The following is a 26,581-nucleotide window of genomic DNA, read 5'->3' on the forward strand; positions in this document are numbered from 1 at the left end:
GCGGCGCGGCGTCTGGTGCGTGCGATCGCAAGGCGGAGGGTCGACCGCATAGTGGGCCTATTCGGTCGATCCCGACAACGCGGCGAGCGTGCGTGCCAGGCGCCGCAGGCGCGAGATTGGCGACAGCCCCTAGGTGCCGGCGGACCGGTCCTGAGCCGCCCGTAGCAGCCGCGGAACATCCAGCCGGTCCCCGCCCGCCCGCGGGGGCCGGCTGACGCGCTTCCACGGCCCGTACGGACCCCCGCGCGGCCCGTGGCCCCTTGGGCGTACGTTCCTTGCGCCACGGGCCCGTACGACCCCTGTACGACCCCTCTACGCCCACCGCACCGGCCCCCGCCCGGCGGCCCGCGGCGGGCACGTATCGTGGACGGGGGAGACGTCCCTCGCCGGCCCAGGAGGCAGCAGCCGTCATGGTGGAGATCAAGACCCCGGAACAGATCGCCAAGATGCGGGCCGCCGGCCTCGTCGTCGCGGCCATGCACCAGGCGTGCGCCGCCGCCGCCGTACCCGGGGCCACCACGAAGGACCTCGACGAGATCGCCGCCAAGGTCCTCGCCGACCACGGCGCCAAGCCGAACTTCCTGGGGTACGGGGGCTTCCCCGGCAACATCTGCACGTCGGTCAACGACGTCGTCGTCCACGGCATCCCCGACCGCGAGACCGTGCTGCGCGAGGGCGACGTGATCTCCATCGACGCCGGCGCCATCGTCGACGGCTGGCACGCGGACGCCGCCATCACGGCCTTCGTCGGCTCCGGGCACAAGGCGGAGCTGCACGAGCTGAGCCGGGTGACCGAGGAGTCCATGTGGGCCGGCATCGCGGCCGTCCGCAAGGGCAACCGGCTGGTGGACATCTCCGCGGCCATCGAGGGCTACATCCGCCGCCAGCCGCGCCCGGCCGCCGGCAAGTACGGCATCGTCGAGGACTACGGCGGCCACGGCATCGGCTCGCAGATGCACATGGACCCGCACCTGCTGAACTACGTCGACAGGCGCCGCGGCCGCGGCCCCAAGCTCGTCCCGGGCTTCTGCATCGCCATCGAGCCGATGGTCAGCCTCGGCACCCCGCGCACGCACGTGCTGGCCGACGAGTGGACGGTCAAGACGGACGACGGAAGCTGGTCGAGCCACTGGGAGCACTCCGTGGCCCTCACCGAGGCCGGCCCGCTGGTGCTGACCGCCCCGGACGGCGGCCGCGAGAAGCTCGCGGCGTACGGGATCACGGCGGCCCCGGACCCGCTGGCCTGAGGCGGCGGCGCGCGCGGGGGCGCCCGGTTCGCCGGGGGCTTAACGATCTTGCGGAGCGGGCACACTCCCGATTTCGCCTTTCTGGTGCGGTCGCGTAGACTGACTCGTCGGTCCCCGTGCACCCGTGTGCCCAGGACCATCCAGGTAGCCGAATCCGGAAGGTGAAGCGCTCAAGCATGGCCAAAAAACAAGGGGCCATCGAGATCGAGGGCACCGTCGTCGAGTCTCTGCCGAACGCGATGTTCAAGGTGGAGCTCCAGAACGGGCACCAGGTCCTCGCGCACATCAGCGGCAAGATGCGGATGCACTACATCCGTATCCTTCCCGACGACAGGGTCGTGGTGGAGCTGTCTCCGTACGACCTGACGCGCGGACGGATCGTCTACCGCTACAAGTAGATCTTGCTTCGTCCCGCTCCCGTGGGGCGGGGCACCGACCCGGAGAACCTCCAGACACATGAAGGTCAAGCCGAGCGTCAAGAAGATCTGCGACAAGTGCAAGGTGATCCGCCGCCACGGCAGGGTCATGGTCATCTGCGAAAACCTGCGCCACAAGCAGCGCCAGGGCTGACGTACGCCGACCGAACGCCTCGCACCGCTCGCAGCTCATCGCGCGACGCAACAAGCGAACAAGTAAAGAAGCAGTCACCCGACCCCCACGAACGTGTGTGGGACGAAACCCCCGGCTCGGAGGCCGGGGACCCGGCTCGTAGCGAAATACGGGAACGGTGCTGCGGAAGACCTCCGACAAGACACAGGAGCCTTCAATGGCACGCGTTGCAGGTGTCGACATCCCGCGCGAGAAGCGCGTGGAGGTCGCCCTCACCTACGTGTTCGGCATCGGCCGGACGCTCTCCCAGCAGACGCTGGCCGCGACCGGGGTGAACCCCGACACCCGCGTCCGCGATCTGACCGAGGAAGAGCTCGTCAAGATCCGCGAGTTCGTGGACAACAACCTCAGGACCGAGGGTGACCTCCGCCGCGAGATCCAGGCGGACATCCGGCGCAAGGTCGAGATCGGCTGCTACCAGGGCCTGCGGCACCGCCGCGGACTGCCCGTCCACGGTCAGCGCACCTCCACCAATGCCCGCACCCGCAAGGGTCCGCGTCGCGCCATCGCCGGCAAGAAGAAGCCGGGCAAGAAGTAGTCCGCAGCGGTCCGCTCCGTGCGCCCGCATCGCTGCAGGACCGACCACCTCCACGGGAGATAACACCGAATGCCTCCGAAGAGCCGAGCGGCAGGGGCCAAGAAGGTCCGCCGCAAGGAAAAGAAGAACGTGGCCCATGGCCACGCTCACATCAAGAGCACGTTCAACAACACGATCATCTCGATCACCGACCCGTCCGGGAACGTGATCTCGTGGGCCTCCGCCGGCCATGTCGGCTTCAAGGGCTCGCGCAAGTCGACGCCCTTCGCCGCCCAGATGGCCGCCGAGTCCGCCGCGCGCCGTGCCCAGGAGCACGGCATGCGCAAGGTCGACGTCTTCGTGAAGGGTCCCGGCTCCGGCCGTGAGACCGCGATCCGCTCCCTCCAGGCCACCGGCCTCGAGGTCGGGTCCATCCAGGACGTCACGCCCACCCCGCACAACGGCTGCCGCCCGCCGAAGCGCCGCCGGGTCTGAGAAAAGCGAAGTAGGAGACGACAAGACATGGCGCGTTACACCGGGGCCGACTGCAAGCGTTGCCGTCGGGAGAAGCAGAAGCTCTTCCTCAAGGGAGCCAAGTGCGAGAGCGCTAAGTGCCCGATCGAGATCCGTCCTTACCCCCCGGGTGAGCACGGGCGCGGGCGCACCAAGGACAGCGAGTACCTGCTGCAGAAGCGCGAGAAGCAGAAGTGCGCGCGCATCTACGGGGTGCTGGAGAAGCAGTTCCGCGGTTACTACAACGAGGCGAACCGGCAGTCCGGCAAGACCGGCGAGAACCTGCTGCGCATCCTCGAGACGCGGCTGGACAACGTGGTCTACCGGGCCGGCTTCGCCAAGTCCCGCGACCACGCCCGCCAGCTCGTCCGGCACGGCCACATCACGGTCAACGGGCGCAAGACCGACATTCCGTCGGCCCGCGTCGTGCCGAGCGACATCATCGAGGTCCGCGAGTCCTCCAGGAACCTGACCCCCTTCGCGGTGGCGCAGGCGGAGGCCGGCGACAGGACCGTCCCGGCCTGGCTGGAGGCGATCCCGTCGAAGCTGCGGATCCTCGTGCACAGCCTGCCCGAGCGCCAGGTGATCGACACCCAGGTGCAGGAGCAGCTCATCGTCGAGCTCTACTCGAAGTAAGTCTTCGGGCGGAAGCTCGCAGGTACGGGCGGTATGGCGCGTTTGCGTCGTGCCGCCCGTACCCTGGTCGGTACAGCGGGCGTCAAATAGCGGGCGCCCACGACTGAAGGAAACACACACATGCTGATCGCTCAGCGTCCCTCACTCACCGAAGAGGTCGTCGAGGAGTACCGCTCCCGGTTCGTCATCGAGCCGCTGGAGCCCGGCTTCGGCTACACCCTCGGCAACTCCCTCCGCCGTACGCTCCTCTCCTCGATCCCGGGTGCCGCGGTCACCAACATCCGGATCGACGGCGTTCTGCACGAGTTCACCACCGTGCCGGGCGTCAAGGAGGACGTCACCGACCTCATCCTCAACATCAAGCAGCTCGTCATCTCCTCCGAGCACGACGAGCCCGTCGTGATGTACCTGCGCAAGCAGGGCCCGGGCGTGGTGACCGCCGCCGACATCGCCCCGCCGGCCGGCGTCGAGGTGCACAACCCGGACCTGGTCCTGGCCACGCTCAACGGCAAGGGCAAGCTGGAGATGGAGCTGACCGTCGAGCGCGGCCGCGGCTACGTCTCCGCCGTGCAGAACAAGCAGGTCGGCCAGGAGATCGGCCGGATCCCGGTCGACTCCATCTACTCGCCGGTACTCAAGGTCAGCTACAAGGTCGAGGCGACCCGTGTCGAGCAGCGCACGGACTTCGACAAGCTGATCGTCGACATCGAGTCCAAGCCGTGCATGCGCCCCCGCGACGCGGTGGCCTCCGCCGGCAAGACCCTGGTCGAGCTCTTCGGCCTGGCGCGCGAGCTGAACATCGACGCCGAGGGCATCGACATGGGCCCGTCCCCCACGGACGCCGCCCTGGCCGCGGACCTGGCGCTGCCGATCGAGGAGCTGGAGCTCACGGTCCGCTCGTACAACTGCCTCAAGCGCGAGGGCATCCACTCGGTGGGCGAGCTGGTGGCCCGCTCCGAGGCGGACCTCCTCGACATCCGCAACTTCGGCGCCAAGTCGATCGACGAGGTCAAGGCGAAGCTGGCCGGCATGGGCCTGGCCCTGAAGGACAGCCCGCCCGGATTCGACCCCACCTCGGCCGCCGACACCTTCGGTGCCGACGACGACGCCGACGCCGGCTTCGTCGAGACCGAGCAGTACTGATGTCCCGGGGGGCGCGACGCCCCCCGGACCCCGATCACCGGTACCTGACACGGCCGGTGCGGTAAAGGAGAAACACCATGCCGAAGCCCACCAAGGGCGCCCGACTGGGCGGCGGCGCGGCGCACGAGCGCGCCATGCTGCGGAACCTGGCCACCGCTCTCTTCGAGCACGGTCGCATCACCACGACCGAGGCCAAGGCCCGCAGGCTGCGTCCGTACGCCGAGCGGCTGGTGACCAAGGCGAAGAAGGGCGACCTTCACAACCGCCGCCAGGTCATGCAGCTCATCTCGGACAAGAGCGTGGTCCACACGCTCTTCACCGAGATCGGCCCGCGGTACGACAACCGCCCGGGCGGCTACACCCGGATCACCAAGATCGGCAACCGTCGCGGCGACAACGCCAAGATGGCTGTGATCGAGCTGGTCGAGGCGCTGACCGTGCAGCAGGAAGCGGTCGGCGAGGCCGAGGCGGCGACGAAGCGCTCCGCGAAGGACGTGGCGGGCGAGGAGGCGGCGGCCGGTCTGAAGAAGGACACGGAGGCCGCCGAGGCGGCGGACGCCACCGAGGCCGGGGCCGCGGAGTCCGAGGCCGGCGAGGCTGCCGAGTCCGCCGAGGGCAAGGACGCCAAGAACGCCTGACACGCGTTTCGTGCATGACGACGGGCCCGTTTCCCTCCGGGGGAGCGGGCCCGTCGCGCTGGGAGGAACAGGGCAGTGAGTGACGAGGTGGCGGCCGGCTTCGTACGGGTGCGGCTGGACCTGTCGTACGACGGGAGCGGCTTCTCCGGCTGGGCGCGGCAGCGCGAGGGGCAGCGGACGGTGCAGGAGGAGCTGGAGACGGCGCTGCGCGTCGTCCTGCGGGCGCCCGTGCCGTACGAGCTGACGGTGGCGGGGCGTACGGACGCGGGGGTGCACGCGCGGGGGCAGGTGGCGCACGTCGACCTGCCGGAGCCGGTGTGGGCGGCGCAGGGGGAGCGGGGAGAACTGCTGCTGCGGCGGCTGGCGGGGCGGCTGCCGCACGATGTCCGGGTCTGGCGGGTGACCGCCGCGCCGCCGCACTTCAACGCCCGGTTCTCGGCGATCTGGCGCCGGTACGCGTACCGCGTCGGCGACGACCCCGGCGGCGTCGATCCGCTGCTCCGCGGCCACGTGCTGTGGCACAACCGGCCGCTCGACGCCGCCGCGATGAACGCGGCGGCGGAGCTGCTGCTCGGGGAACACGACTTCGCGGCCTTCTGCAAGCGCCGGGAGGGGGCGACGACGATCCGGCGGTTGCTGGACCTGCGGTGGGCGCGGCGGGCGGACGGGGTGCTGGAGGCGACGGTGAAGGCGGACGCCTTCTGCCACAACATGGTGCGGGCGCTGGTCGGGGCGATGCTTTTCGTCGGCGACGGGCACCGGGAGCCGGAGTGGGTGGGGCGGGTGCTGGGGGCGGCGGTACGGGACTCGGCGGTGCAGGTCGTGCGGCCGCACGGGCTGACGCTGGAGGAGGTGGGCTACCCGGCGGACGAGGCCCTGGCAGCCCGCAACACGGCCTCCCGCCGCCTCCGCACCCTGGGCGGGGTCTAGCGGTCTGTCCCCCACCCCGACTCCGGGGGCTCGGCCCCCGGACCCCCCGCGGCGCGGCTGCGGGGTCGCGGGCGGGCCGGAGCGGGCCGGGACACCGGGCGGGGCTGGGTGGGGGTCTGTCCCCGATCCCGCCCCTTCCCGAAACCGGGGCTTCGCCCCCGGGCCCCCGCGTGTGCTTGCGCACTCTGGGGGCTTCGCCCCCGGGCCCCCTGAGTCACGGGGGCCGGGGGCATGGATGCCGGTCGCCGATCTCTCGGCCACCCCCGAAACCCAGGGCTTCGCCCCGGCCCCTCCGTGCTCCCTCGTCCGCCCGGCTGTGCTGACGGCGTCCAGCCCCCTTCGCCATTCCGCCCCCCGCCGGGTGACCCGTGCCCGCCGCCCCGTGTCCCTGGGACCCTCGCGCCCCCGGCATGGGTTGGGTGGGGGCATGCGTTTTCTCGCCGGGCTCTGTTGCCTTCTTCTCCTCGCCGCCTGCGCCGGCCCCTCCTCCCTCGCCCCCGACGCCCGGCCCCCCGCCCCCTGTCGCGGAGTCGACTGCCTGCGTCACATGACCCTCCCCGAGAAGGCCGGGCAGATGATCCAGGTGCAGAACGCCTTCCTCGGCGACCCCCGCGACCTCGCCCGTCTCGGCATCGGCGCCATGCTCAGCGCCGGCGACGACGGCGGGCCCCGCGGCCCACGCGACGGCGCCGACGCGTGGGCCCGGATGGTCGACGGGTATCAGCGGGCCGCCCTGCGCAGCAGGCTGCGCATTCCGCTGCTCTACGGTGCCGACGCCGTGCACGGCATGAGCGGTACCACCGGGTCCGTGATCTTCCCGCACCACATCGGCATGGGCGCCACCCGCGACCCCGCTCTCGTCCGCCGCGCCGAGCGCGTCGCGCGGGACGAGACGCTCGGCGCCGGGGTGCGGTGGGCGTTCACGCCGTGCGTGTGCGTGCCGCAGGACGTGCGGTGGGGGCGCACCTACGAGGGGTACGCCGAGGATCCCGCCCTCGTCGGGACGCTCGGCGCCGCCTCCGTGCGCGGGTTCCAGGGGCCCGCCCTCGGCCCCCGTTCCGTGCTCGCCACCGCCAAGCACTACCTCGGCGACGGCGGCACCGCCTACGGCACCGCCACCGGCGAGGGCCGGCTCCTCGACCAGGGCGACGTACGCGTCACGGAAGCCGAGCTGCGCCGCGTGCACCTCGCCCCGTACCGCGACGCCGTCGCCGCCGGCGTCGGCTCCGTCATGGCCAGTTACAGCAGCCTCCACGGCACGAAGACCCACGGCGACCGGCGGCTCCTCACCGGCGTGCTCAAGGGCGAACTCGGCTTCCGCGGCTTCGTCGTCAGCGACTACGACGCCGTGCAGCAGCTCCCCGGCAGTAACCTCGCCGCCCAGGTCGCGCGGGCCGTCAACGCCGGCATCGACATGGTCATGGTCTCCAGGGACTACCGCGGCGTGCACCGCGCCCTCGTCGGCGGCGTCCGCCGCGGGGACATCCCCCGGCGGCGCGTGGACGACGCCGTACGCCGCATCCTCGCGGCCAAGGAGCGCCTCGGGCTCTTCGAGCACCCCTTCACCGATCCCGCCCGCACCGCCGCCGTCGGCTCCCCCCGGCACCGCGCCGTCGCGCGGCAGGCCGTACGGGCCTCGCAGGTGCTGCTCCGCAACGAACGCGGCGCGCTGCCGCTGCCGCGGCGCGGCCCGTACCGCATCGTCGTGGGCGGCAACGGCGCCGACGACCTGGGGCGGCAGCTCGGCGGCTGGTCGGTCGGCTGGCAGGGCGGTACGGGGCGGACGACGCGGGGGACGACGTTCCTCCAGGCGCTGCGGGCCGCCACCGCCGGCACCGGCATCGAGGTGGCGACCGAGGGGCGCGGCGACGTCGGGATCTGGGTCGGCGGCGAGGACCCGTACGCCGAGTGGTTCGGCGACTCCGCGACCCTGGCGCTGGGCGCGCGGAACGAGGCCGGTCTCGCCGACGTGTGCGGGCGCGCGAAGACCTGCGTGGGCGTCCTGTACTCCGGGCGGCCGCTGGTGCTGGGGAAGGCGCTGGCGCGCACGGACGCCTTCGTGGCGGCGTGGCTGCCCGGGACGGAGGCGCGCGGGATCACGGACGCGCTCTTCGGGGCCGGGTTCAGCGGGCGGCTGCCGGTCACCTGGCCGCGCCGGGCGGCGGACGCCCCCGCCTCCCGGGAGGCGGGGGCGAATCCCCTGTTCCGGTACGGGGCCGGGCTTCGGCCCTACTGAAGGGGCGGGCGGGGTGCCGGCCGCGGCATTTCCGGTCTTCCCGCGGGACCCCCGCCCCCGTCGCGCCCCTACCTCGCCGCGAACACCTCCGTGAACCCCTCCCGCCACGTCGGGTGCCCCGGCTGCCACCCCAGCTCGCGCTTCGCCTTGTCGTTCGCCGCCCCCCGGCCTTCCGTCATCACCGTCGTCACCCACTTCCCCGCCGCCAGCCGCGCCAGCCACACCGGCAGCCGCCGCGGGGGCCGCGCGCCCATCGCCGCCGCCAGCCGCGGCAGCCACTCCTTCTGCGCCGCGGGGTCGTCGTCCGTGATGTTGTAGATGCCCGGCGTGCCCCGCTCCACCGCGGCGGCCGTCGCCGCCGCCGCGTCGTCGATGTGGATCAGCGAGATCACTCCCTCGCCGCGGCCCACCAGCGGCAGGAGGCGCTTGCGCACCATCTCCGCCTGCTCGCCGCCCGGATAGATCGTCGTGCCGGGGCCGTAGAAGCCGCCGTAGCGCAGGACGATGCCCTCGATGCCGGGGGCGCTGGTGACCGCCTCCTCCAGGTGCTTCATGGCGCCCAGGCTCTGCTCGGCGCCGGGGGGCGGGGTGGTGTCGAGCGGGTCTTCCTCGGTCTTGATCAGGCCGCCCTCGCGCTTGTACGGCCAGCCGGCGAAGCTCTGCGCGATGAACCGGCGGGTGCCGGTCTCGGCGGCCGCCGTCAGCAGGTTGTCGGTGCCCTCGCTGCGGAGCCTGTTGGTGGTGGCGAAGGCGGTGTCGAGGCGGCGGAGTTCGCGGGCGCTCAGGCTGGTCCGCTGGGAGAGGGCGGTGGCCTCGTGCACGATCACCTCGGGGGCGGCGTTCGCCACCGCTTCGCGTACGGCGGCCGCGTCGAGCACGTCGAGGACGACCGGCTCCGCGCCCGCCGCGCGCAGCCGCTCTGTCTTCGCCTCGCTCGTGGTGGTGCCGGTGACGGTGTGTCCGGCCGCGTTGAGCAGGGGTACGAGTCGGCTGCCGAGGGCGCCCGTGGCGCCGGTGACGAGGATCTTCATGGGTCCAGCGGATCACCGCGCGCGCCCGCGCACCACGCGCGTTGCCCCGTTCGGGGGGCCGTCCTCGCCCGAAAGACTGGCGGAGCTACTGCTCGGTTGACTTCAGGGCCTGCTCCCGGCCGCGGTCCATGATGCGGCGGTAGACGTACGCCCCGGTGTCCCGTACGGCCTCGCTCGTCGGGGCGTCGTCGGCGGTGACGGCCTTGCCGTCGGCGTAGCCGGCGATGGTGAAGTAGGCGTAGCGGCCGAGGGTGTTGCTCGTCAGCCGGCAGGCGGTGGCGCGGCAGAACTCGGGGACGCCCTGGCCGGGCAGCGACTCCAGGTTGCCCTTCGCCTGCTCGGCGGTGCGGGCGGCCGGGCCCTCGTCGGCGAAGGCGGCGACGCCGACGGTGACCGCGGTGCCCTCGCGGGTGTAGGTGGCGCGCAGCAGCCGGTCGCAGCCGTTGGCGGTGAGGATCTTGCCGAGCTTGCTGGAGGCGCCGGACGCGCAGTCGCGGGTGTTGTGGGTGGCCCTGCGCTCGTACGTGTGGCCGCTGACGGTGATCTCCGCGTTGGGGAAGAAGCTGTCGACGGTGAGCGGGGCCGTGTCCTTGTCCGCGGAGGCGATGAACTCCTTGGGGTCCGGCGGCGGAGCCACCGAGGAGAACGACGGGTCGCCCTTGCCGCTCTCGCTCCCCGCGCCGGATATCCGGTCCTCCGAGGCGCTGCTCGACGGATCGTCGTCGCCGCCGGAGGTGGTGACGACGGCCGCGGCGACGGCGCCGGCTATCACGACGGTGGCCAGCGCCCCGCCGACGATCGTCCACAGCCGCCGCTTGCGGCGCCGCTCGGCGGCCGCGGAGTCGGCGAGCGCGCTCCAGTCGGGCGCGGGCCCGCCGGATCCCGGCGGACCGAAGCCCGATCCCTGCCCCTGCCCCCCGGGGCCGCCGTAGCCGCCCCCCTGCCCGAAGCTCATGGCGGGCATCTTAACCGGGCCCGCCGTCACCCGGACGGCGGCGTGGGGGCGTGGGGCGCCGCGGGGAGCGGTCCTGGGACCGGTCCGCGGGCGTACGGGAAACGGGCGGGTCCCGTACGGCGCGGAAAACCCGTTTCGCCGGGGCGCCACGGGCCGCGAGGATGGGGTGCATGGGACACCTGGAGGCCGCGCACCTGGAGTACTACCTGCCGGACGGGCGGCCGCTGCTCGGCGACGTCTCGTTCCGCGTCGGCGAGGGCGCGGCCGTGGCGCTGGTGGGGGCCAACGGGGCGGGGAAGACGACGCTGCTGCGGCTGCTCGCCGGGGAGCTGCAGCCGCACGGCGGCAGCATCTCGACCGGCGGCGGGCTGGGTGTGATGCCGCAGTTCGTCGGCTCGGTGCGGGACGAGCGTACGGTCCGTGACCTGCTGGTCTCCGTCGCCCAGCCGCGGATCAGGACGGCGGCCGCGGCGGTCGACGAGGCCGAACTGGCGATCATGGAGCGGGACGACGAGCGCGCCCAGCTCGCATACGCGCAGGCGCTCAGCGACTGGGCGGAGGCCCGGGGGTACGAGGCGGAGACGCTGTGGGACAAGTGCACGACGGCCGCCCTGGGCGTGCCGTACGAGCGGGCCCAGTGGCGCGAGGTGCGCACGCTCTCGGGCGGCGAGCAGAAGCGGCTGGTGCTGGAGGCGCTGCTGCGCGGCACGGACGAGGTGCTGCTGCTCGACGAGCCGGACAACTATCTGGACGTGCCGGGCAAGTTGTGGCTGGAGCAGCAGCTCCGCGAGACGCCGAAGACGGTGCTGTTCGTCAGCCACGACCGGGAGCTGCTGGCGCGCAGCGCGGAGAAGATCGTCAGCGTCGAGCCGGGTCCCGCGGGCAGCGACGTGTGGGTGCACGGCGGCGGCTTCGGCACGTACCACCAGGCGCGCAAGGAGCGCTTCGAGCGCTTCGAGGAGCTGCGCAGGCGCTGGGACGAGGAGCACGCGAAGCTCAAGCGGCTGGTCATCATGTACAAGCAGAAGGCCGCGTTCAACTCGGACATGGCCTCGCGCTACCGGGCCGCGCAGACGCGGCTGCGGAAGTTCGAGGAGGCCGGCCCGCCGATGGCGCCGCCGCGGGAGCAGGACATCCGGATGCGGCTGCGCGGCGGGCGGACCGGGGTGCGGGCGATCACGTGCGAGGAGCTGGAGCTGAGCGGGCTGATGAGCCCGTTCTCGCTGGAGGTCTTCTACGGCGAGCGGGTCGCGGTGCTCGGCTCGAACGGCTCGGGGAAGTCGCACTTCCTGCGGCTGCTGGCCGGGGGCCCCGCGGGAGAGGCAGTGGCGCACAGCGGGGCGTGGAAGCTGGGCGCCCGCGTGGTGCCGGGGCACTTCGCGCAGACCCACGCGCACCCGGAGCTGCAGGGGCGCACGCTGCTGGACATCCTGTGGAAGGACCACGCGAAGGACAAGGGCGCGTCGATGTCGGCCCTGCGGCGGTACGAGCTGGACCGGGCGGCGGAGCAGCCCTTCGACCGGCTCTCCGGCGGCCAGCAGGCCCGGTTCCAGATCCTGCTGCTGGAGCTGGAGGGGGCGACGGCGCTGCTGCTCGACGAGCCGACGGACAACCTCGACCTGGAGAGCGCGGAGGCGCTCCAGGAGGGGCTTGAGGCGTACGAGGGGACGGTGCTGGCGGTGACGCACGACCGCTGGTTCGCGCGCAGCTTCGACCGGTTCCTGCTCTTCGGCGCGGACGGCCGGGTCCGGGAGACGCCGGAGGCGGTCTGGGACGAGGGCCGGGTGGCCCGGCGGCGTTGATCTTCCGGGCCCGACGGGGGCCGGGCCGGCGCCCGTCGGGAGCGGCGGGGGTGTTTTGACCTGGTGCCGCGCGCCCCGGTACTCTGCTGGATTGTTGTGCGTATTGGCTGCTCGTTCTCACGCGTGAGGCCGTTACGCCTGGTCCACCAGGACGATTGATCAGCGATCACCGTCGGTTTGCGTCGCCGGCGCGGTCTCCTGCTGTCGTGATCTCCGGGTGACCTTGTCAGAGAACACTCACTGAAGAAGCGAAGGCTACGACCGTGCGTACGTACAGCCCCAAGCCCGGCGACGTCCAGCGTCAGTGGCACGTCATCGACGCCACCGACGTCGTTCTGGGCCGCCTGGCCTCCCAGGTCGCCCAGTTGCTGCGTGGTAAGCACAAGCCGGTGTACGCGCCTCACGTCGACGCTGGTGACTTCGTCATCATCATCAACGCCGACAAGGTGCACCTCTCCGGCAACAAGCGGACCCAGAAGCTGGCCTACCGCCACTCCGGCTACCCCGGCGGTCTCCGCTCCGTCCGCTACGACGAGCTGATGGACAAGAACCCGGAGAAGGCCGTCGAGAAGGCCGTCCGCGGCATGCTGCCCAAGAACACCCTGGGCCGTCAGATGCTCAGCAAGCTGAAGGTGTACCGCGGTGCCGAGCACCCGCACGCCGCTCAGCAGCCGGTCCCGTACGAGATCACCCAGGTCGCGCAGTAGTCCCGGCCACACCCCCTAGAGACAGAGAAGCTGAGGAGAATCGTGGCTGAGACCACCGCTGAGGCGCCCGTCGAGGACGTCGAGGAGTACACGACCGAGACGCCCGCCGAGGACTACACCACCGAGTCCGTCGCGGCGCGCTTCGGTGACCCGCAGCCGGCCGCGGGCACCGGCCGCCGCAAGAACGCCATCGCCCGGGTGCGCATCGTCCCGGGCTCGGGCAAGTGGAAGATCAACGGCCGCACCCTGGAGGGCTACTTCCCGAACAAGGTGCACCAGCAGGAAGTGAACGAGCCCTTCAAGGTGCTGGAGCTGGACGACCGTTACGACGTCGTCGCCCGCATCGCGGGCGGCGGCATCTCCGGCCAGGCCGGCGCGCTGCGCCTGGGCGTGGCCCGTGCGCTCAACGAGGCGGACGCGGACAACAACCGCGGCCCGCTGAAGAAGGCCGGCTTCCTCACCCGTGACGACCGTGCGGTCGAGCGGAAGAAGGCCGGTCTGAAGAAGGCCCGTAAGGGAACGCAGTACAGCAAGCGCTGATCGATCATCGTACTGCTACTGTGCTCAGCCCCGGCGGCCCCCGGAGAGTTCTTCGGGAGGGCGCCGGGGCGCGCTTGTATGGTCGGCATACGGTCCGCGGGTATGGTCACGTGAGGACTTTTAACGGTCCGTAGCCGAACGTACTCGCTCAGAATTGAGCACTCGGGAGCACTCGGAGGAGATCAGTGGGACGACTCTTCGGCACCGATGGCGTGCGCGGCGTCGCCAACGCGGACCTCACCGCGGAGATGGCCCTCGGGCTGTCCGTGGCGGCGGCACACGTGCTCGCCATCGCCGACGCCGCCCAGCCGGCCGGCCAGCGCCCCAAGGCGGTGGTCGGGCGCGATCCGCGGGCGTCCGGAGAGTTCCTGGAGGCGGCCGTCGTCGCCGGACTGGCCAGCGCGGGCGTCGACGTGCTGCGCGTCGGCGTGCTGCCGACCCCCGCGGTCGCGTACCTCACCGGCGCGCTCGGCGCCGACCTCGGCGTGATGCTCTCCGCCAGCCACAACCCGATGCCCGACAACGGCGTGAAGTTCATCGCCCGCGGCGGCCACAAGCTCTCCGACGAGCTCGAAGACGAGATCGAGGAGCTGTACCACAAGCACGAGCGCGGCGAGCCGTGGGAGCGCCCGACCGGCGCCGGCGTCGGCCGCGTCCAGCGCTACGAGCAGGGCTTCGACCGCTACGTCGCCCATCTGCTGGGCGTCCTGCCGCACCGCCTCGACGGGCTCAAGGTCGTCGTCGACGGCGCCCACGGCGCCGCCGCCCGCGTCTCCCCGGAGGCGTTCCAGCGGGCCGGCGCCGAGGTGATTTCCATCGGCACGGACCCCACCGGCCTCAACATCAACGACGGCTACGGCTCCACCCACCTCGACCAGCTCAGCGCCGCCGTCGTCGAGCACGGCGCCGACCTCGGCATCGCCCACGACGGCGACGCCGACCGCTGCCTCGCCGTCGACGCCGCGGGCAAGGAGATCGACGGCGACCAGATCCTCGCCGTCCTCGCCCTCGGGCTGCGCGAGGCCGGCCGGCTGCGCAAGAACACCGTCGTCGCCACCGTCATGTCCAACCTCGGCTTCAAGCTCGCGCTGGAGCGCGAGGGCGTGGACCTGATCCAGACCGCGGTCGGCGACCGCTACGTGCTGGAGGAGATGAAGCGCGGCGGCTACGCCCTCGGCGGCGAGCAGTCCGGCCACGTCATCGTCCTCGACCACGCCACCACCGGCGACGGCACCCTCACCGGTCTGCTGCTCGCCTCCCGGGTGGCCGCGAGCGGCCGGCCGCTGGCGGAGCTGGCGGCGGTGATGGACCGGCTGCCGCAGGTGCTGATCAACGTGCGGGACGTCGACAAGTCCCGGGTCGCCAGCGCCCCGGAGCTGCGCCAGGCGGTCCTGGAGGCGGAGCGCGAACTGGGCGCGACGGGGCGGGTGCTGCTGCGCTCGTCCGGTACGGAGCCGGTGGTGCGGGTCATGGTGGAGGCGGCCGACATCGACCAGGCGCGGTCGGTGGCGGGGAAGCTGGCGGACGTGGTGAAGTCGGCGCTGGGCTGAGGCGGTTGCCGCAGCAGCAGCAGTTGTCGCTGTCGTTCCGGTTGCCGTTGCCGTACGCCGTGCTGGGGGCCTGCCCCGTACGGCGTACGGGCGTCAGAGCCGCCGCTGCGGGTGCTGCGCCGCGGCCCGGCTCTGCTGGAGGTGCTGGCCGAGCGTCTGCTGCGTGTGCCAGGCCCAGTACAGCTTCTGCGCCAGCAGCGTCAGCGTCCCGGCGACGACGATGCCCAGCAGGTTGAGCAGCAACTGCTCCGACGAGCCGCGCGCCTGCCCCCAGTCGCCGTAGCTGATCGCGACCGCCGCGTTGGCCGCCGCCGGCACCGTCGTCACCGAGATCGCGACGCCCACCAGCGCCCCGGACTTCGACGACGTCAGCGACAGCGTGCCCGCCGTGCCCGCCAGCAGCGCGACGATGAACGAGAACCAGTCCGGCGCGAAGATGAACCCGGTCTGCGGTCGAACGGCTTCCAGATCCGTCTCCGTGAACAGCCCGAAGGCGTCCATCATCACGCTGAAGGCCACGGTCAGCACCATCGCCGCCGCGAACCCCGCGAGCAGCGCCACCAGCGACCGCCCCACCAGCCGCGGCCGCCACTGCACCAGCGCCACGCACAGCCCCGCCACCGGGCCGAACTCCGGCCCCACCGCCATCGCCCCGACGATGAGGATCGCGCTGTCGATCATCACGCCGCAGGCGGCGAGCAGCGTGGCGACGCCGAGCATGGCGAGGTACGTGAGCGACAGCGTCGACTCCTCGTGCGTCTCCTCGACCAGCGACTCCCACACCACCGCGTCCGCCGCCTCGCCCGGCGCGGCCTCCTCGGCCTGGTCGGCGCGGCGCGAGAGCGTCAGGTCGACCTGGTCGACGCAGACCGCCCCCTCGTCGTACAGCCCGCGCACGCGCAGCTCCTGGAGCAGCTTGTCGGCGGCCTCGCGGGCGATGTCGCAGAGCACGACGTCGCCCTCGGGGTCGAGGGAGGCGCCGCGGAGCACGGCGAGGTGGGCGGTGCCGACGGTCTTGTGCAGGAGCCCGACGACCTCTGCGGTACGGGCGGCGGGGCACTGGATCCGCAGGTGCAGCATGCGCCGAGATTAGCGGGTGCCGGGAGGCGGGATTCCGTACAACCGTCCGACGGCGGGACGGGTCTATACGGCAAATCGCATCATCCACTTCTCAACCGGGAAACGGGGGAAATGATGGCAACAGGAAGAATGCCGGGATCCGCGCGGAGACGCTTAGCGGTGGTCGGCGTCGCGGCGGCGGTGCTGCTCGCGTCCGTCACGGCGGCGGGCGCCGAAGGCGCGGGCGCCGCGCCAGGTCCTGACCTGGCGGTCCCCGAGGGGACGCCGGTGACCGGGGTGCAGCCCGGTGACGTGCTGCGCGTGCCCGTGAAGGTGACCAACAAGGGCGACCAGCCGGCGGCCGGCGTGCGGGTGGCCATCCAGGCGTCGTCCGGCCTGCAGTTCGTCACCCGGTACGAGGCGTGCACGTACACGCCGCTGCCGAGGGGCTACGAGTACGCCGACTGCTTCTTCCCCGACGTCCTCGCGCCGGGGGCCACCTTCCGGCTGCCCCGGCCGCTGCGTATGGCCGTCGCGCCGGACGCGTACGCCGAGCGCATCGACACGCACGTCGAGCCGGGCGGTGACGCCGAGGACGCCGACACGGGCGACAACTTCGCGACCGTCGAGGTCGCCGCGGAGAACACCGCCGACTTCCGCGTCCGCCGGGCCGAACTGACCGGCGCGGCCGGGCAGACGATCCCGCTCGACCTCGTGATGCGCAACCGCGGACCCGCCACGATCGCCAACCTGGGCTCCGGCGAGCCGGTCGCCCTGATCGACTTCCGCGTTCCGCCGGGTACATCGGCGACCGCGGTGCCGAAGCGGTGCGCGGCGATGACCCGGGACGGGCGGCCGCTGCCGGACCAGCGGACAGGTGCCCCGCGTTACTGGTGCCGTACGCCGGCCAGGGTGCCCGCCGGGGCGCGGGTCGTCTTCCCCTTCGAGCTGACCGTCGAGCGCTCGCTGCCGGAGGCGGTCGGGCGGGTACGGGTGCGTCCGGCGGACGGCAGCGTGGCGTTCCCGTTCGACCCGGTGCCGGGGAACGACGCGGCGAAGGTGGTGGTGCGGGGCGTGGGCGCGGTGGCGTAGTGCGCGTCAGAGCTTGCGCAGGGAGAGGCGCTGGACCTTGTGGTCCGGGCCCTTGCGCAGGATGAGGGTGGCGCGGCCGCGGGTCGGGGCGATGTTCTGGCGCAGGTTGGGCTCGTTGATCGTGCGCCAGTTGCGTCTCCCGTACGCCATCGCCTCGGCCTCCGGCACCTCGGCGTAGCGGCGGAAGTACGACAGGGGGTTCTGGAAGGCCGTCTCGCGCAGCTTGCGGAACCGCTCGGCGTACCAGCGCTCGATGTCCTCGGTACGGGCGTCCACGTACACGCTGAAGTCGAAGAAGTCGGCGAGCGTGACGCGGGTGCGGCCGTCGCGGCCGGGGAGCGCGGGCTGGAGGACGTTGAGGCCCTCGACGATGAGTATGTCGGGGCGCTGCACCTTCAGCCGCTCGCCGGGGACGATGTCGTACGTGAGGTGGTCGTAGACGGGCGCGGTGACCTCGTCCTTCCCGGACTTCACGTCGGCGACGAAGCGGGTCAGCGCGCGGCGGTCGTACGACTCGGGGAAGCCCTTGCGCGACATCAGCCCGCGGGCTTCGAGTTCGGCGTTGGGCAGCAGGAACCCGTCGGTGGTGACGAGTTCCACGCGCGGGTGCTCGGGCCAGCGCGCGAGCAGCGCCTGGAGCAGCCGCGCGACGGTCGACTTGCCGACGGCCACGCTGCCGGCGATGCCGATGACGAACGGGGTGCCGGCCTGGGGGCCCGCGGTCTCGCCGGGGCCGCGGAGGAAGGTGTGGACGGCGTCCCGCAGGCCGTGGGTGGCGCCGACGTAGAGGTTGAGCAGGCGGGAGAGGGGCAGGTAGACCTCCCGCACCTCGTCGAGGTCGATCACGTCGCCGAGGCCGCGCAGCCGCTCGACCTCCGCCGCGGTCAGTGGCAGCGGGGTCCGGTCCCGCAGGGCGCTCCACTCGGCGCGGGAGAGGTCGACGTACGGGGAGGGGCTGTGCGTGCTCGTCGGCGAGGCCACGGGGCCATTGTGCGCGGGGGTGCGGGGGGACGCGCGGGCGGGGCGTGTCCTGCCTCTAGGCGGCGGCCGGGCGGAGGGTTAAGGTCCGGATGCGTATTCGAATCCAGGGGGGCGAGAATGTCGGTAATGCGGACGGTTTGGCATGAGAGACGCAGGCAGTTCGCGGCGGCGGGCGCCCGGCGGCGGCGGGCCCGGGGCGCGCGCGAGGCGTTCGCGGGCCGGGTGAGGGGCGACCTGGCGGCGGAGCTGCCGGACGAGGACCTGGGGGAGGACCTGGTCGAGTCGCTCGATCTGTACCGCATGGGCAGCAAGCCGCGCTGCGAGGAAGTGGAGTACCTGGACCTGGTGCAGGAAGCGGTGGAACGGATGGCGTGGGGCAGATAGCCCCTGGGTCACCCCTGGGTCATCCCTCGGCGATGACGACGGCGGAGGCGACGCCGGCGTCGTGGCTCAGCGACACGTGCCAGGTACGCACGCCCAACTCGGCGGCGCGCGCGGCGACGGTGCCGCGGACGCGGAGGTGGGGCCGCCCGTTGTCGTACACGCACACCTCGGCGTCGTGCCAGTGCAGCCCGGGCGGCGCCCCCAGCGCCTTGGCCAGCGCCTCCTTGGCCGCAAACCGCACCGCCAGCGAAGCGACCCCCCGCCGCCCCCCGTCGGGCAGCACCTGCTCCGCGGGCAGGAACAACCGATCCGCCAACTCCGGCGTCCGCTCCAACGCCGCCCCGAACCGCCCCACCTCGGCGACATCGATCCCGACCCCGACGATTCCACTCATGCGCGGCAGAGTAACGGCTACCGGTACCGCACCGGCCGCCGCCGTCACGGCCTCCCCACGCGCCGCTCGTACGCGATGACGGCCCAGACGGTCTTGCCGACGCCACCGACCCGCGGCGTGCCCCCCCTGCATCGGCCGGCGCATCGACGACCCGCAGACCCCGGCCGTCCTCGGCCCGCTCTACCACCTGCTGGAGCGCGGCGACCGCGGCCGGGCCCTCGCCGAGGCCCGCCGCGTCACCCGGCCGGGGGGTCTCGTCGCGGCGGCGGCGATCGGCCGGTACGCCTCCGTCTTCGAGCACACGGCGACCACGCTGCTCGCCAGGGACCGCGTCCACGACGCCGGCGGTCGCCCGGCGGTGAGGGCGGCGGGGACGCGGCTGCGGGGCTTTGCGGGGCGGGGGAGGATGGGGGGATGAGGAGTGCGTACGGGGTGGAGACGGTGCGGCGGGCCGAGGCGGCGCTCATGGCCGGGTTGCCCGAGGGGGCGCTCATGCAGCGCGCCGCCGCGGGGCTCGCCGCCGCCGCGGCCGGGTTGCTGGGGCGGGTGTACGGGCGCCGGGTGGTGCTGCTCGTGGGGAGCGGGGACAACGGCGGGGACGGGCTGTACGCCGGGGCGCGGCTGGCGCGGCGCGGGGCGCGGGTGACGGCCGTGCTGCTCCGCCCGGAGCGTACGCACGAGGGCGGGCTCGCCGCCCTGTGGGCCGTCGGGGGGCGCGTCGTGCCCGCCGAGGAGGGCGGCGGCCCGGGGTCGCCCCTGTGCCGCGTGTTCGACCGCGTCGACCTCGTCGTCGACGGCATCGTCGGCATCGGCGGCTCCGGCGGCCTCCGGCCCGCCGCCGCCGCGCTCATGCGCGTCGTCCGCGACACCGGCGCCCCCGTGCTCGCCGTCGACCTGCCCAGCGGGGTGGAAGCCGACACCGGGGAGGTACGGGGCGAGGCCGTGACCGCCGACGCCACCGTGACCTTCGGTACGTACAAGCCCGGGCTCCTCGTCGACCCCGCCGCCGAGCGGGCCGGCGCGCTGCGGCTCGTGGACATCGGGCTCGGCCCGTACCTGCCCCCGGTGCCCGACCTGGAGGCCCTCCAGCACGCCGACGTCGCCGCGCTGCTGCCGGAGCCGGCCGCCGAGAGCGACAAGTACCGGCGCGGTGTCGTCGGCGTCGTCGCCGGCTCCGAGCGCTACCCGGGCGCCGCCGTCCTCGCGGTGGGCGGGGCGCTGCGCGGCGGGGCGGGCGCCGTGCGGTACGTGGGGCCCGCGGCGCGGGCGGTCATCGAGCGGTACCCGGAGACGCTGGTCCACCCCGGGCCGCCCGGGAAGGCGGGCCGGGTGCAGGCGTGGGTCGTCGGGCCCGGGCTGGGGGACGGGCCCGGTGCGGAGGAGGTGCTGGAGCAGGTGCTCGCCACCGACGTGCCGGTGCTGGTCGACGCCGACGGCCTCCGGCTGCTGGACAGGGCACGGGTACGGCGCAGGTCCGCCCCGACGCTGCTCACCCCGCACGCGGGGGAGGCCGCCGCACTCCTCGGCGTCGACCGGGCCGAGGTCGAGTCCCGCAGGCTCGCCGCCGTACGGTCGCTGGCCGACGCGTACGGCGCGACCACCCTGCTCAAGGGCTCCACCACCCTGGTCGCCGACCCCGGCGGCGAGCACCCCGTGCGCCAGAACCCCACCGGCACCTCCTGGCTCGCCACCGCCGGCAGCGGCGACGTCCTCTCCGGCCTCACCGGCTCCCTCCTCGCCGCCGGCCTCGCCGCCCGCGACGCCGGCTCCGCCGGCGCGTACCTCCACGGCCTCGCCGCCCGCACCCTCGCCGCCGGCGCCCCGATCACCGCCCACGAACTCCCCGACGCCCTCCCCGCCGTCTGGCGCGACGTGCGCGACATCCGTAGAGCCTGATCAGGCGGAATGCGAGACTGGGTACCGATGACCGACTCCCCCCTCCGCGCCCGCGCGGAGATCGACCTCACCGCGTACGGCGCGAACATCCGCGCCCTGCGCGGCATCGCCCCGCGCGCGCAGTTCATGGCAGTCGTCAAGGCCGACGCGTACGGCCACGGGATGCTGCCCTGCGTCCGCGCCGCGCGCGCCGCCGGCGCCGAGTGGATAGGGACCGCCACCCCGCGGGAGGCGCTCGAACTGCGCGCCGCCGGCGACCGGGGCCGGATCCTCTGCTGGCTGTGGACGCCCGGCGGGCCGTGGCGGGAGGCCGTCGAGGCGGATCTCGACATCACCGTCAGCGGCCTGTGGGCGCTCCGCGAACTGCTGCCCGCCGCCCGCGCCGCCGGGCGCACCGCGCGCGTGCAGCTCAAGGCCGACACCGGCCTCGGCCGCAACGGCTGCCTCGCCGCCGACTGGCCGGAGCTCGTCGCCGCCGCCCGCGCCGCCGAGGCCGAGGGCGCCATCGAGGTCACCGGCGTCTGGTCGCACTTCGCCTGCGCCGACGAGCCGGGACACCCCTCCGTCCGCAGCCAGCTCGACGCCTTCCACGACGCCCTCGCCGTCGCCGGCCGCGCGGGACTGCGCCCCGAGGTGCGGCACATGGCGAACTCGCCCGCCATGCTCACCCTCCCCGAGGCCCACTTCGACCTCGTCCGGCCCGGGATCGCGTCGTACGGGCTGTCGCCGAGCCCCGAGGTGGGCGCTCCCGCGGACTTCGGGCTGCGTCCCGTGATGACGGTCAAGGCGTCGCTGGCGCAGGTCAAGGAGGCGCCGGCCGGCCTCGGCATCTCGTACGGGCACCACTACGTCACCCCGGGCCGGACCACCCTCGCGCTCGTGCCCCTCGGCTACGCGGACGGGGTGCCGCGGCACGCGTCCGGTACGGGCCCCGTGCTGGTCGCCGGGAAGTGGCGGACGGTCGCGGGGCGGGTCGCGATGGACCAGTTCGTCGTCGACCTGGGCGGGGACACCGCGGCGGCGGGCGACGAGGCGGTGCTCTTCGGGGCCGGGGACCACGGCGAGCCGACGGCGGAGGACTGGGCGCGGGCGGCGGGCACCATCGGGTACGAGATCGTCACGCGGATCGGACCCCGCGTACCGCGCGTGTACGTGGGCGGCGCGGGGGATGCCACCCCCATGGACACCGACACGGACCGCCCCGGGCCCCGCCATGGCTGACCCGCTCGCCACCCCCGTCCCCGTCCCCGTCTCCGGACCCGGCGGCTGGGCGAGGGCCGGCCGGCGCGCCGGTATCGCCGGCGTCGCCATCGGCGTGCTCGCCGCCGGGGCCGCCGCGGGCGTGGCCGTGGAGCGCCTGGCGATGGGCCGCGACGTACGCCGCAGGGCCCGGCAGGCGCTCGACGCGGCCGGTCCGTACGGCACCCTCCGCGGCACCTCGGGCACGGCCGTCGCGGACGACGGCACCGAGCTGTACTACGAGGTCGAGGAGGCGGACGACTTCCCGCCCGTACTCCCCGACGGCACACCCCCCGACCCGCAGGCCGCCGCCCCCCGCCGCCGGCGCCGCCGCTTCGCGGGACGCCGCGACCCCGCGCCGCTCACCGTCGTCTTCTGCCACGGCTACTGCCTCACCCAGGACTCCTGGCACTTCCAGCGCGCCGCGCTCCGCGGCCGCGTCCGCACCGTCTACTGGGACCAGCGCAGCCACGGCCGCTCCGCCCACGGCATCTCCCAGCTCGCCGGCGACGAGCCGGTCACCATCGACCAGCTCGGCCGCGACCTCAAGGCCGTCGTCGACGCCGCCGCCCCCGAGGGCCCGCTGCTCCTCGTCGGGCACTCGATGGGCGGCATGACGATCATGGCCTTCGCCGACCAGTTCCCCGACGCGGTACGGGACCGGGTGGCCGGCGCCGCGTTCCTCGGCACCTCCGCGGGCGACCTCGGCCGGGTGACGTTCGGCCTGCCGGCGGCCGGCGCCTGGGCGGTACGGCACTTCGTGCCCGGCGTCCTGAAGGCCCTCGGCAGCCGCGCCGAGCTGGCCGAGCGCGGCCGGCAGGCGACGGCCGACCTCTTCGCGGGGATCATCAAGCACTACTCGTTCGGCACCGAGGGCGTCGACCCGGGCGTCGCGCGCTTCGCCGAGCGGCTGCTGGAGAGCACGCCGATAGACGTGGTCGCCGAGTTCTACCCGGCGTTCGCGGCGCACGAGAAGGACGAGGCGCTGGCGCTCCTCCGGGACCTCCCCGGGCTCGTCCTCGTCGGCGACCGCGACATGGTCACGCCCCCGGAGCACAGCGAGCGGATCGCCGCGCGGCTGCCCGGCGCCACGTTCGAGGTCATCGAGAACGCCGGCCACCTGGCCATGCTGGAGCGCCCGGAACGGGTGAACGACGCGCTGGCCGCGCTGCTCGCCCGCGCGGGCGTGCGGCTGCGCACCGGGCCCGGGGCGGAGCCGGGGGCGGGGCCCGTACGGCGGCCGCGCGGCACGTCGCGCCGGACCCTCTAACATCCAGTGCCATGAGCGCCGCCATGACCACCACCGCAGTTGAGTTGACCGTCGAGTCGCCCGAGCAGATGCAGGAGCTGGGCCGCCGGCTGGCCGCCGTGCTGCGCGCCGGGGACCTCGTGCTGCTCACCGGGGCGCTGGGTGCGGGCAAGACGACGCTCGCGCGCGGGCTGGGGGCGGGGCTCGGGGTGCGCGGGGCGGTGACGTCGCCGACGTTCGTCATCGCGCGCGTGCACCCGTCGGTCTCGGGCGGGCCGCCGCTGGTCCACGTCGACGCCTACCGGCTGGGCGGCGGTCTGGAGGAGATGGAGGACCTGGACCTCGACGTGTCGCTGCCGGAGTCGGTCGTGGTCGTGGAGTGGGGCGAGGGCAAGGTCGAGGAGCTGGCCGAGGACCGGCTGCACGTCGTCATCGAGCGCCGCACGGGCGGTGCGCCCGAGGAGGAGGCGGACGCCGGCGAGGCGGACGTACGGCGCGTCACGGTCACCGGCGTCGGCGAGCGCTGGGCGCACGGCGCGCTGGCCGCGCTCGCCCGCACCTGAACAGCAGTGCTGGACGTTCCGACAAATATGCCGACGTGCTGTCGGCATATCGTTGCCCCAGGTCGGCGGGCGTGGTCCCATGGGCGTATGGCACCTGAGCAAGACGGGCAGCGCCCCGCCGTGGGAGTCGCCGAGCTCCTCGCCGCCTGCGCGGCGGCAGAGGCGGTCTCGACGCCGCCCGCGCCCGAACCCGAGGCGGCCGGGACGGACGGGCGGCAGGCCCCGGAGGGCCCCGCCGAGCCGGAACAGCACGCCGCGTAGCGCAAGATCGCGCTGCCCCGCCCCGGGGCATCTAGGCTGCGCTGCATGGACATCGGCATCGGACTTCCCTCCACCATCCCCGGCATCCCCGGCACGCTGATCCCCGAGTGGGCCGCCGCGGCCGAGCGGGCCGGGTTCTCGACCCTGGGCACCATCGACCGCGTCGTCTACGGCAACCTCGAAACGATCCCCACCCTCGCCGCCGCGGCGGCCGTCACCGAGCGCATCGGCCTGACGACGACCATCCTCATCGCCCCGTACCGCGGCAACGGCGCCCTGCTCGCCAAGCAGCTCGCCTCCGTCGACGCGCTCTCCGGCGGCCGGCTCACCGTCGGCGCCGCGGTCGGCGGACGGGAGGACGACTACGAGGCGACGGGCGTGCCGTTCACCGAGCGGGGCCGGATCTTCGACGACCAGCTCGCCGAGATGCGCGCCGTCTGGCGGCAGGACCCCCGGGGCCGCGCCCACCCCGTGGGCCCGGCGCCGGTGCAGGCGGGCGGGCCGCCGATCCTCTTCGGCGGGAACGCGCCCGCCACCTTCCGGCGGGTCGCGGAGTACGGCGCCGGGTGGATCCTCGGCGGCGGCAGCCCCGAGCAACTGGCCGGCGGCGCCGAGAAGGCCAGGGCGGCCTGGCGCGAGGCGGGCCGGGAGGGCGAGCCGCGGGTGGCGGCGCTGGCGTACGTGAGCCTCGGCCCCGACGCCGAGGAGCACGCCCGCCGCTACCTGCTGGACTACTACGGGTTCCTCGGCGACTTCGCCGAGAAGATCGCCGCGGGGGCGCTGACCTCGCCGGAGGCGGTCGCCGCCGCGAAGGCCGCGTTCGCGGACGCGGGCTGCGGCGAGCTGGTGCTCTTCCCCTGCAACCCGGACGTGGCGCAGGTCCCGCTCATCGCGGAGGCCGCCGGGCTGTAGGACGTACGGACGAAGGGGCGGGGGTCCGGCGGCGGATCCCCGCTACTTCACCACCGCGACCGGGACGCCCACGGTCGCGAAGCGCCACAGCGCCCTGCCGTCCACCCGCGACGAGCGCACGCCGCCCGTCTTCTCCGTCGCGTCCGGTTCCGGCCGGGAGCCGTCTATGGCGGCGCTGAACCCTATGACCGTGCCCTCGGACTCCGTGAAGATCACCACGTGCTCGACCGGCACCCCGTCCGAGCCGGTGATCTGCCGCGACCGCGAGGTCACGGTGTACATGCCGGGCGGCGGGTCGACGGTGCTCGGGGTCACCTTGTACGTCCGCAGCACCGAGTTGTCCTCGCCGACGAGCCACACGCGCTTGTCCTTCAGCGCGTACACCACCCGCAGCCCGGACCCCGAGCGCGCGGGCAGTTCGAGCTTCTTCTCCTTGGCCTTGGTCGGCTCGGGGCTGGCGACGCCCGGGCGGCTGCGCGCCAGGGAGTCGGGGGCGTTGGCGTTGGCCTGGTAGGCGAGGAAGGCGACCACGCCCAGGGCGGCGGCCGTCAGCCCGGCCACGAATTTCCCGCTGCCTGCCACGCGGTACGCCCCTTCCGGTACGGCGGCCGCAGGGCCGCTCTTCCGCAGTCTTCCCCCGGCCCGTCCTCTTCTGCACGTGCCGGTCCGCCCCGCCTGCTCCGCCCGACGGTAGCACCCGCCGCCGCGCGCCCCGGGGCGGCGGCGGCCGGAGTCACCGGCCCGGCGGACGCGCTCCGGGCACCCCTTCCGCGCGACTACCCTGAAGGGCGTGCTGCTCGCCATGGATACCGCCTCCCCCGCCGTCACCGTCGCGCTCCACGACGGCGACCCCGCGTCGCCCGCGCTCGCCGCGTCGCACCAGGTCGACGCCCGGCGCCACGGCGAGCTGCTGCTGCCCGCCGTCGACCGGGTGCTCGCCGAGGCGGGCCGCGGGCTCGGGGAGCTGACCGGCCTCGTCGTGGGCGTCGGCCCCGGTCCTTACACCGGGCTGCGGGTGGGGCTGGTGACCGCCGAGGTCCTCGGCATGACGCTCGGCGTCCCCGTGTACGGGGTCTGCACGCTGGACGGCATCGCCTACGCCGCCGGCCGCGACGGTGGCGTCGACGGCGTCGCCGGCGGCATTGACGGCCCGTTCGTCGTGGCCACCGACGCCCGGCGCAAAGAGGTGTACTGGGCGCGCTACGCCGACGCCCGCACCCGCGTCACGGACCCGGCCGTCGACCGGCCCGCCGACCTCGCCGCGCAGGTCGCGGGCCTGCCCGCCGCCGGGGCGGGCGCGGAGCTGTACCCCGAGGCGTTCCCCGACGCCCGGCCCCCGGCGCACCCGCACGCCGCCGCCCTCGCCGCGCTGGCCGCCGAGCGCCTTGCGGCGGGCGCCGAGCTGCTGCCGCCCCGCCCGCTGTACCTGCGCCGCCCCGACGCGCAGGTCCCCGCCGCGTACAAGGCGGTCACCCCGCGATGACCGCGCGCCCGGAC

29 protein-coding genes and 1 pseudogene are annotated in these 26,581 nt (G+C 73.9%); 24 read left to right on the top strand and 6 right to left on the bottom strand.

From position 1 onward, the window contains the following. The first annotated feature begins 410 nt into the window (after positions 1 to 410). The 10 genes from map (at position 411) to DMB38_RS22285 (ending at position 8,469) form a co-directional block, all read left to right on the top strand. Entirely contained in the window at positions 411 to 1,247 is an 837-nt protein-coding gene (map, locus tag DMB38_RS22240) for a type I methionyl aminopeptidase (RefSeq protein WP_125936651.1), read from the top strand. A gap of 176 nt (positions 1,248 to 1,423) precedes the next feature. Continuing rightward, positions 1,424 to 1,645, top strand: coding sequence for a translation initiation factor IF-1 (gene infA / locus DMB38_RS22245; protein WP_003948620.1), 222 nt, complete (start codon positions 1,424 to 1,426; stop codon positions 1,643 to 1,645). 58 nt (positions 1,646 to 1,703) lie between these two features. Next, positions 1,704 to 1,817 carry a 50S ribosomal protein L36 gene (gene rpmJ, locus DMB38_RS22250; protein WP_009740505.1) on the top strand — a complete coding sequence of 38 codons (114 nt, stop codon included), beginning with the start codon at positions 1,704 to 1,706 and terminating at the stop codon, positions 1,815 to 1,817. Between the two features lie 196 nt (positions 1,818 to 2,013). Continuing rightward, complete coding sequence (gene rpsM, locus DMB38_RS22255) at positions 2,014 to 2,394, top strand: 30S ribosomal protein S13 (protein ID WP_027772208.1); 381 nt, start codon at positions 2,014 to 2,016, stop codon at positions 2,392 to 2,394. Positions 2,395 to 2,463: 69 nt separating this feature from the next. After that, on the top strand, positions 2,464 to 2,868 hold the full coding sequence (gene rpsK / locus DMB38_RS22260; RefSeq protein ID WP_018834824.1) for a 30S ribosomal protein S11: 405 nt from the start codon (positions 2,464 to 2,466) through the stop codon (positions 2,866 to 2,868). Positions 2,869 to 2,895: 27 nt separating this feature from the next. Continuing rightward, on the top strand, positions 2,896 to 3,522 hold the full coding sequence (gene rpsD, locus DMB38_RS22265; RefSeq protein WP_047017578.1) for a 30S ribosomal protein S4: 627 nt from the start codon (positions 2,896 to 2,898) through the stop codon (positions 3,520 to 3,522). 120 nt (positions 3,523 to 3,642) lie between these two features. Beyond that, a complete protein-coding gene (locus tag DMB38_RS22270; protein WP_018834822.1) occupies positions 3,643 to 4,665 on the top strand; it encodes a DNA-directed RNA polymerase subunit alpha in 1,023 nt (340 codons plus the stop codon). 77 nt (positions 4,666 to 4,742) lie between these two features. Then, the gene (gene rplQ / locus DMB38_RS22275) at positions 4,743 to 5,303 is read left to right on the top strand and encodes a 50S ribosomal protein L17 (protein ID WP_125936652.1); all 561 of its coding nucleotides are present in this window, start codon (positions 4,743 to 4,745) and stop codon (positions 5,301 to 5,303) included. 75 nt (positions 5,304 to 5,378) lie between these two features. Beyond that, positions 5,379 to 6,233 carry a tRNA pseudouridine(38-40) synthase TruA gene (gene truA / locus DMB38_RS22280; RefSeq protein WP_125936653.1) on the top strand — a complete coding sequence of 285 codons (855 nt, stop codon included), beginning with the start codon at positions 5,379 to 5,381 and terminating at the stop codon, positions 6,231 to 6,233. A 547-nt stretch (positions 6,234 to 6,780) separates the two neighbouring features. Beyond that, complete coding sequence (locus DMB38_RS22285) at positions 6,781 to 8,469, top strand: glycoside hydrolase family 3 protein (protein WP_125936654.1); 1,689 nt, start codon at positions 6,781 to 6,783, stop codon at positions 8,467 to 8,469. 68 nt (positions 8,470 to 8,537) lie between these two features. On the opposite strand, the gene DMB38_RS22290 is transcribed toward DMB38_RS22285, so the two are convergent. Both DMB38_RS22290 and DMB38_RS22295 read right to left on the bottom strand, forming a co-directional pair. Next, positions 8,538 to 9,500, bottom strand: coding sequence for an NAD(P)-dependent oxidoreductase (locus DMB38_RS22290; RefSeq protein WP_125936655.1), 963 nt, complete (start codon positions 9,498 to 9,500; stop codon positions 8,538 to 8,540). 85 nt (positions 9,501 to 9,585) lie between these two features. Then, a complete protein-coding gene (locus DMB38_RS22295) occupies positions 9,586 to 10,455 on the bottom strand; it encodes a hypothetical protein (RefSeq protein WP_125936656.1) in 870 nt (289 codons plus the stop codon). A gap of 170 nt (positions 10,456 to 10,625) precedes the next feature. Between DMB38_RS22295 and DMB38_RS22300 the strand changes: the two genes are divergently transcribed. The 4 genes from DMB38_RS22300 to glmM all read left to right on the top strand — a co-directional run bounded on the left by DMB38_RS22300 (position 10,626) and on the right by glmM (position 15,054). Then, positions 10,626 to 12,257 (top strand): ATP-binding cassette domain-containing protein, encoded by a 1,632-nt coding sequence (locus DMB38_RS22300; RefSeq protein ID WP_125936657.1) that lies wholly within the window; start codon positions 10,626 to 10,628, stop codon positions 12,255 to 12,257. A 263-nt stretch (positions 12,258 to 12,520) separates the two neighbouring features. Further along, positions 12,521 to 12,964 (top strand): 50S ribosomal protein L13, encoded by a 444-nt coding sequence (gene rplM / locus DMB38_RS22305; RefSeq protein ID WP_027772201.1) that lies wholly within the window; start codon positions 12,521 to 12,523, stop codon positions 12,962 to 12,964. Positions 12,965 to 13,006: 42 nt separating this feature from the next. After that, positions 13,007 to 13,504 (top strand): 30S ribosomal protein S9, encoded by a 498-nt coding sequence (gene rpsI, locus DMB38_RS22310; protein ID WP_125936658.1) that lies wholly within the window; start codon positions 13,007 to 13,009, stop codon positions 13,502 to 13,504. Positions 13,505 to 13,689: 185 nt separating this feature from the next. Further along, the gene (glmM, locus tag DMB38_RS22315) at positions 13,690 to 15,054 is read left to right on the top strand and encodes a phosphoglucosamine mutase (protein WP_125936659.1); all 1,365 of its coding nucleotides are present in this window, start codon (positions 13,690 to 13,692) and stop codon (positions 15,052 to 15,054) included. 93 nt (positions 15,055 to 15,147) lie between these two features. Here the strand turns inward: glmM and DMB38_RS22320 are convergent, their stop codons facing one another. Continuing rightward, positions 15,148 to 16,134, bottom strand: a complete 987-nt coding sequence (locus tag DMB38_RS22320; protein WP_125936660.1) for a DUF389 domain-containing protein — start codon at positions 16,132 to 16,134, stop codon at positions 15,148 to 15,150. A 159-nt stretch (positions 16,135 to 16,293) separates the two neighbouring features. Between DMB38_RS22320 and DMB38_RS22325 the strand changes: the two genes are divergently transcribed. Then, positions 16,294 to 17,205, top strand: coding sequence for a hypothetical protein (locus tag DMB38_RS22325; RefSeq protein ID WP_125936661.1), 912 nt, complete (start codon positions 16,294 to 16,296; stop codon positions 17,203 to 17,205). A gap of 6 nt (positions 17,206 to 17,211) precedes the next feature. Here DMB38_RS22325 and coaA read toward each other — a convergent pair whose 3' ends face one another. Next, positions 17,212 to 18,186 carry a type I pantothenate kinase gene (coaA, locus tag DMB38_RS22330; protein WP_125936662.1) on the bottom strand — a complete coding sequence of 325 codons (975 nt, stop codon included), beginning with the start codon at positions 18,184 to 18,186 and terminating at the stop codon, positions 17,212 to 17,214. Between the two features lie 117 nt (positions 18,187 to 18,303). Between coaA and DMB38_RS22335 the strand changes: the two genes are divergently transcribed. Continuing rightward, a complete protein-coding gene (locus DMB38_RS22335; protein ID WP_125936663.1) occupies positions 18,304 to 18,570 on the top strand; it encodes a hypothetical protein in 267 nt (88 codons plus the stop codon). Positions 18,571 to 18,589: 19 nt separating this feature from the next. On the opposite strand, the gene DMB38_RS22340 is transcribed toward DMB38_RS22335, so the two are convergent. Continuing rightward, entirely contained in the window at positions 18,590 to 18,964 is a 375-nt protein-coding gene (locus tag DMB38_RS22340) for a holo-ACP synthase (protein ID WP_125936664.1), read from the bottom strand. A gap of 166 nt (positions 18,965 to 19,130) precedes the next feature. Here DMB38_RS22340 and DMB38_RS37035 point away from each other — a divergent pair. From DMB38_RS37035 to DMB38_RS22370, 7 genes and pseudogenes are all read left to right on the top strand, one after another. After that, positions 19,131 to 19,307, top strand: a pseudogene (locus tag DMB38_RS37035) (SAM-dependent methyltransferase); the annotation flags it as partial. Between the two features lie 71 nt (positions 19,308 to 19,378). Further along, positions 19,379 to 20,860: an NAD(P)H-hydrate dehydratase gene (locus DMB38_RS22350; protein WP_125936665.1), complete on the top strand. Its 1,482-nt coding sequence runs from the start codon at positions 19,379 to 19,381 to the stop codon at positions 20,858 to 20,860. 27 nt (positions 20,861 to 20,887) lie between these two features. Then, positions 20,888 to 22,081 (top strand): alanine racemase, encoded by a 1,194-nt coding sequence (gene alr / locus DMB38_RS22355; RefSeq protein ID WP_125936666.1) that lies wholly within the window; start codon positions 20,888 to 20,890, stop codon positions 22,079 to 22,081. Further along, positions 22,074 to 23,369: an alpha/beta hydrolase gene (locus DMB38_RS22360; protein ID WP_125936667.1), complete on the top strand. Its 1,296-nt coding sequence runs from the start codon at positions 22,074 to 22,076 to the stop codon at positions 23,367 to 23,369. Before alr ends, DMB38_RS22360 begins: the two co-directional genes overlap by 8 nt. Positions 23,370 to 23,380: 11 nt before the next feature. Further along, positions 23,381 to 23,911: a tRNA (adenosine(37)-N6)-threonylcarbamoyltransferase complex ATPase subunit type 1 TsaE gene (gene tsaE, locus DMB38_RS22365; protein ID WP_125936668.1), complete on the top strand. Its 531-nt coding sequence runs from the start codon at positions 23,381 to 23,383 to the stop codon at positions 23,909 to 23,911. A gap of 87 nt (positions 23,912 to 23,998) precedes the next feature. Further along, on the top strand, positions 23,999 to 24,172 hold the full coding sequence (locus tag DMB38_RS36220; protein ID WP_164716080.1) for a hypothetical protein: 174 nt from the start codon (positions 23,999 to 24,001) through the stop codon (positions 24,170 to 24,172). Positions 24,173 to 24,217: 45 nt separating this feature from the next. Continuing rightward, positions 24,218 to 25,084 (top strand): LLM class flavin-dependent oxidoreductase, encoded by an 867-nt coding sequence (locus DMB38_RS22370; protein ID WP_125936669.1) that lies wholly within the window; start codon positions 24,218 to 24,220, stop codon positions 25,082 to 25,084. A 42-nt stretch (positions 25,085 to 25,126) separates the two neighbouring features. On the opposite strand, the gene DMB38_RS22375 is transcribed toward DMB38_RS22370, so the two are convergent. Next, entirely contained in the window at positions 25,127 to 25,645 is a 519-nt protein-coding gene (locus DMB38_RS22375; protein WP_125939189.1) for a hypothetical protein, read from the bottom strand. Positions 25,646 to 25,886: 241 nt separating this feature from the next. Here DMB38_RS22375 and tsaB point away from each other — a divergent pair, with 241 nt between their 5' ends. Beyond that, complete coding sequence (gene tsaB / locus DMB38_RS22380; protein ID WP_125939190.1) at positions 25,887 to 26,567, top strand: tRNA (adenosine(37)-N6)-threonylcarbamoyltransferase complex dimerization subunit type 1 TsaB; 681 nt, start codon at positions 25,887 to 25,889, stop codon at positions 26,565 to 26,567. Positions 26,568 to 26,581: the final 14 nt, after the last annotated feature.

The organism is Streptomyces sp. WAC 06738 (genome assembly GCF_003945505.1).
In the GTDB taxonomy this organism is placed as follows: Bacteria; Actinomycetota; Actinomycetes; order Streptomycetales; family Streptomycetaceae; genus Streptomyces.

What these genes read in the sequence shown, in the direction of transcription:
- DMB38_RS22320 (WP_125936660.1), bottom strand. Translation starts at nt 16,134, where the DNA reads ATGCTGCACCTGCGGATCCAGTGCCCCGCCGCCCGTACCGCAGAGGTC.
- DMB38_RS22360 (WP_125936667.1), top strand. Translation starts at nt 22,074, where the DNA reads ATGGCTGACCCGCTCGCCACCCCCGTCCCCGTCCCCGTCTCCGGACCC.
- DMB38_RS22340 (WP_125936664.1), bottom strand. Translation starts at nt 18,964, where the DNA reads ATGAGTGGAATCGTCGGGGTCGGGATCGATGTCGCCGAGGTGGGGCGG.
- DMB38_RS22300 (WP_125936657.1), top strand. Translation starts at nt 10,626, where the DNA reads ATGGGACACCTGGAGGCCGCGCACCTGGAGTACTACCTGCCGGACGGG.
- DMB38_RS22285 (WP_125936654.1), top strand. Translation starts at nt 6,781, where the DNA reads ATGACCCTCCCCGAGAAGGCCGGGCAGATGATCCAGGTGCAGAACGCC.
- DMB38_RS22295 (WP_125936656.1), bottom strand. Translation starts at nt 10,455, where the DNA reads ATGAGCTTCGGGCAGGGGGGCGGCTACGGCGGCCCCGGGGGGCAGGGG.
- rpsK (WP_018834824.1), top strand. Translation starts at nt 2,464, where the DNA reads ATGCCTCCGAAGAGCCGAGCGGCAGGGGCCAAGAAGGTCCGCCGCAAG.
- DMB38_RS22270 (WP_018834822.1), top strand. Translation starts at nt 3,643, where the DNA reads ATGCTGATCGCTCAGCGTCCCTCACTCACCGAAGAGGTCGTCGAGGAG.
- map (WP_125936651.1), top strand. Translation starts at nt 411, where the DNA reads ATGGTGGAGATCAAGACCCCGGAACAGATCGCCAAGATGCGGGCCGCC.
- DMB38_RS36220 (WP_164716080.1), top strand. Translation starts at nt 23,999, where the DNA reads ATGGCACCTGAGCAAGACGGGCAGCGCCCCGCCGTGGGAGTCGCCGAG.
- rpmJ (WP_009740505.1), top strand. Translation starts at nt 1,704, where the DNA reads ATGAAGGTCAAGCCGAGCGTCAAGAAGATCTGCGACAAGTGCAAGGTG.
- tsaB (WP_125939190.1), top strand. Translation starts at nt 25,887, where the DNA reads ATGGATACCGCCTCCCCCGCCGTCACCGTCGCGCTCCACGACGGCGAC.
- rpsM (WP_027772208.1), top strand. Translation starts at nt 2,014, where the DNA reads ATGGCACGCGTTGCAGGTGTCGACATCCCGCGCGAGAAGCGCGTGGAG.
- DMB38_RS22290 (WP_125936655.1), bottom strand. Translation starts at nt 9,500, where the DNA reads ATGAAGATCCTCGTCACCGGCGCCACGGGCGCCCTCGGCAGCCGACTC.
- infA (WP_003948620.1), top strand. Translation starts at nt 1,424, where the DNA reads ATGGCCAAAAAACAAGGGGCCATCGAGATCGAGGGCACCGTCGTCGAG.
- DMB38_RS22350 (WP_125936665.1), top strand. Translation starts at nt 19,379, where the DNA reads ATGAGGAGTGCGTACGGGGTGGAGACGGTGCGGCGGGCCGAGGCGGCG.
- DMB38_RS22335 (WP_125936663.1), top strand. Translation starts at nt 18,304, where the DNA reads ATGTCGGTAATGCGGACGGTTTGGCATGAGAGACGCAGGCAGTTCGCG.
- rplQ (WP_125936652.1), top strand. Translation starts at nt 4,743, where the DNA reads ATGCCGAAGCCCACCAAGGGCGCCCGACTGGGCGGCGGCGCGGCGCAC.
- tsaE (WP_125936668.1), top strand. Translation starts at nt 23,381, where the DNA reads ATGAGCGCCGCCATGACCACCACCGCAGTTGAGTTGACCGTCGAGTCG.
- DMB38_RS22370 (WP_125936669.1), top strand. Translation starts at nt 24,218, where the DNA reads ATGGACATCGGCATCGGACTTCCCTCCACCATCCCCGGCATCCCCGGC.
- alr (WP_125936666.1), top strand. Translation starts at nt 20,888, where the DNA reads ATGACCGACTCCCCCCTCCGCGCCCGCGCGGAGATCGACCTCACCGCG.
- rpsD (WP_047017578.1), top strand. Translation starts at nt 2,896, where the DNA reads ATGGCGCGTTACACCGGGGCCGACTGCAAGCGTTGCCGTCGGGAGAAG.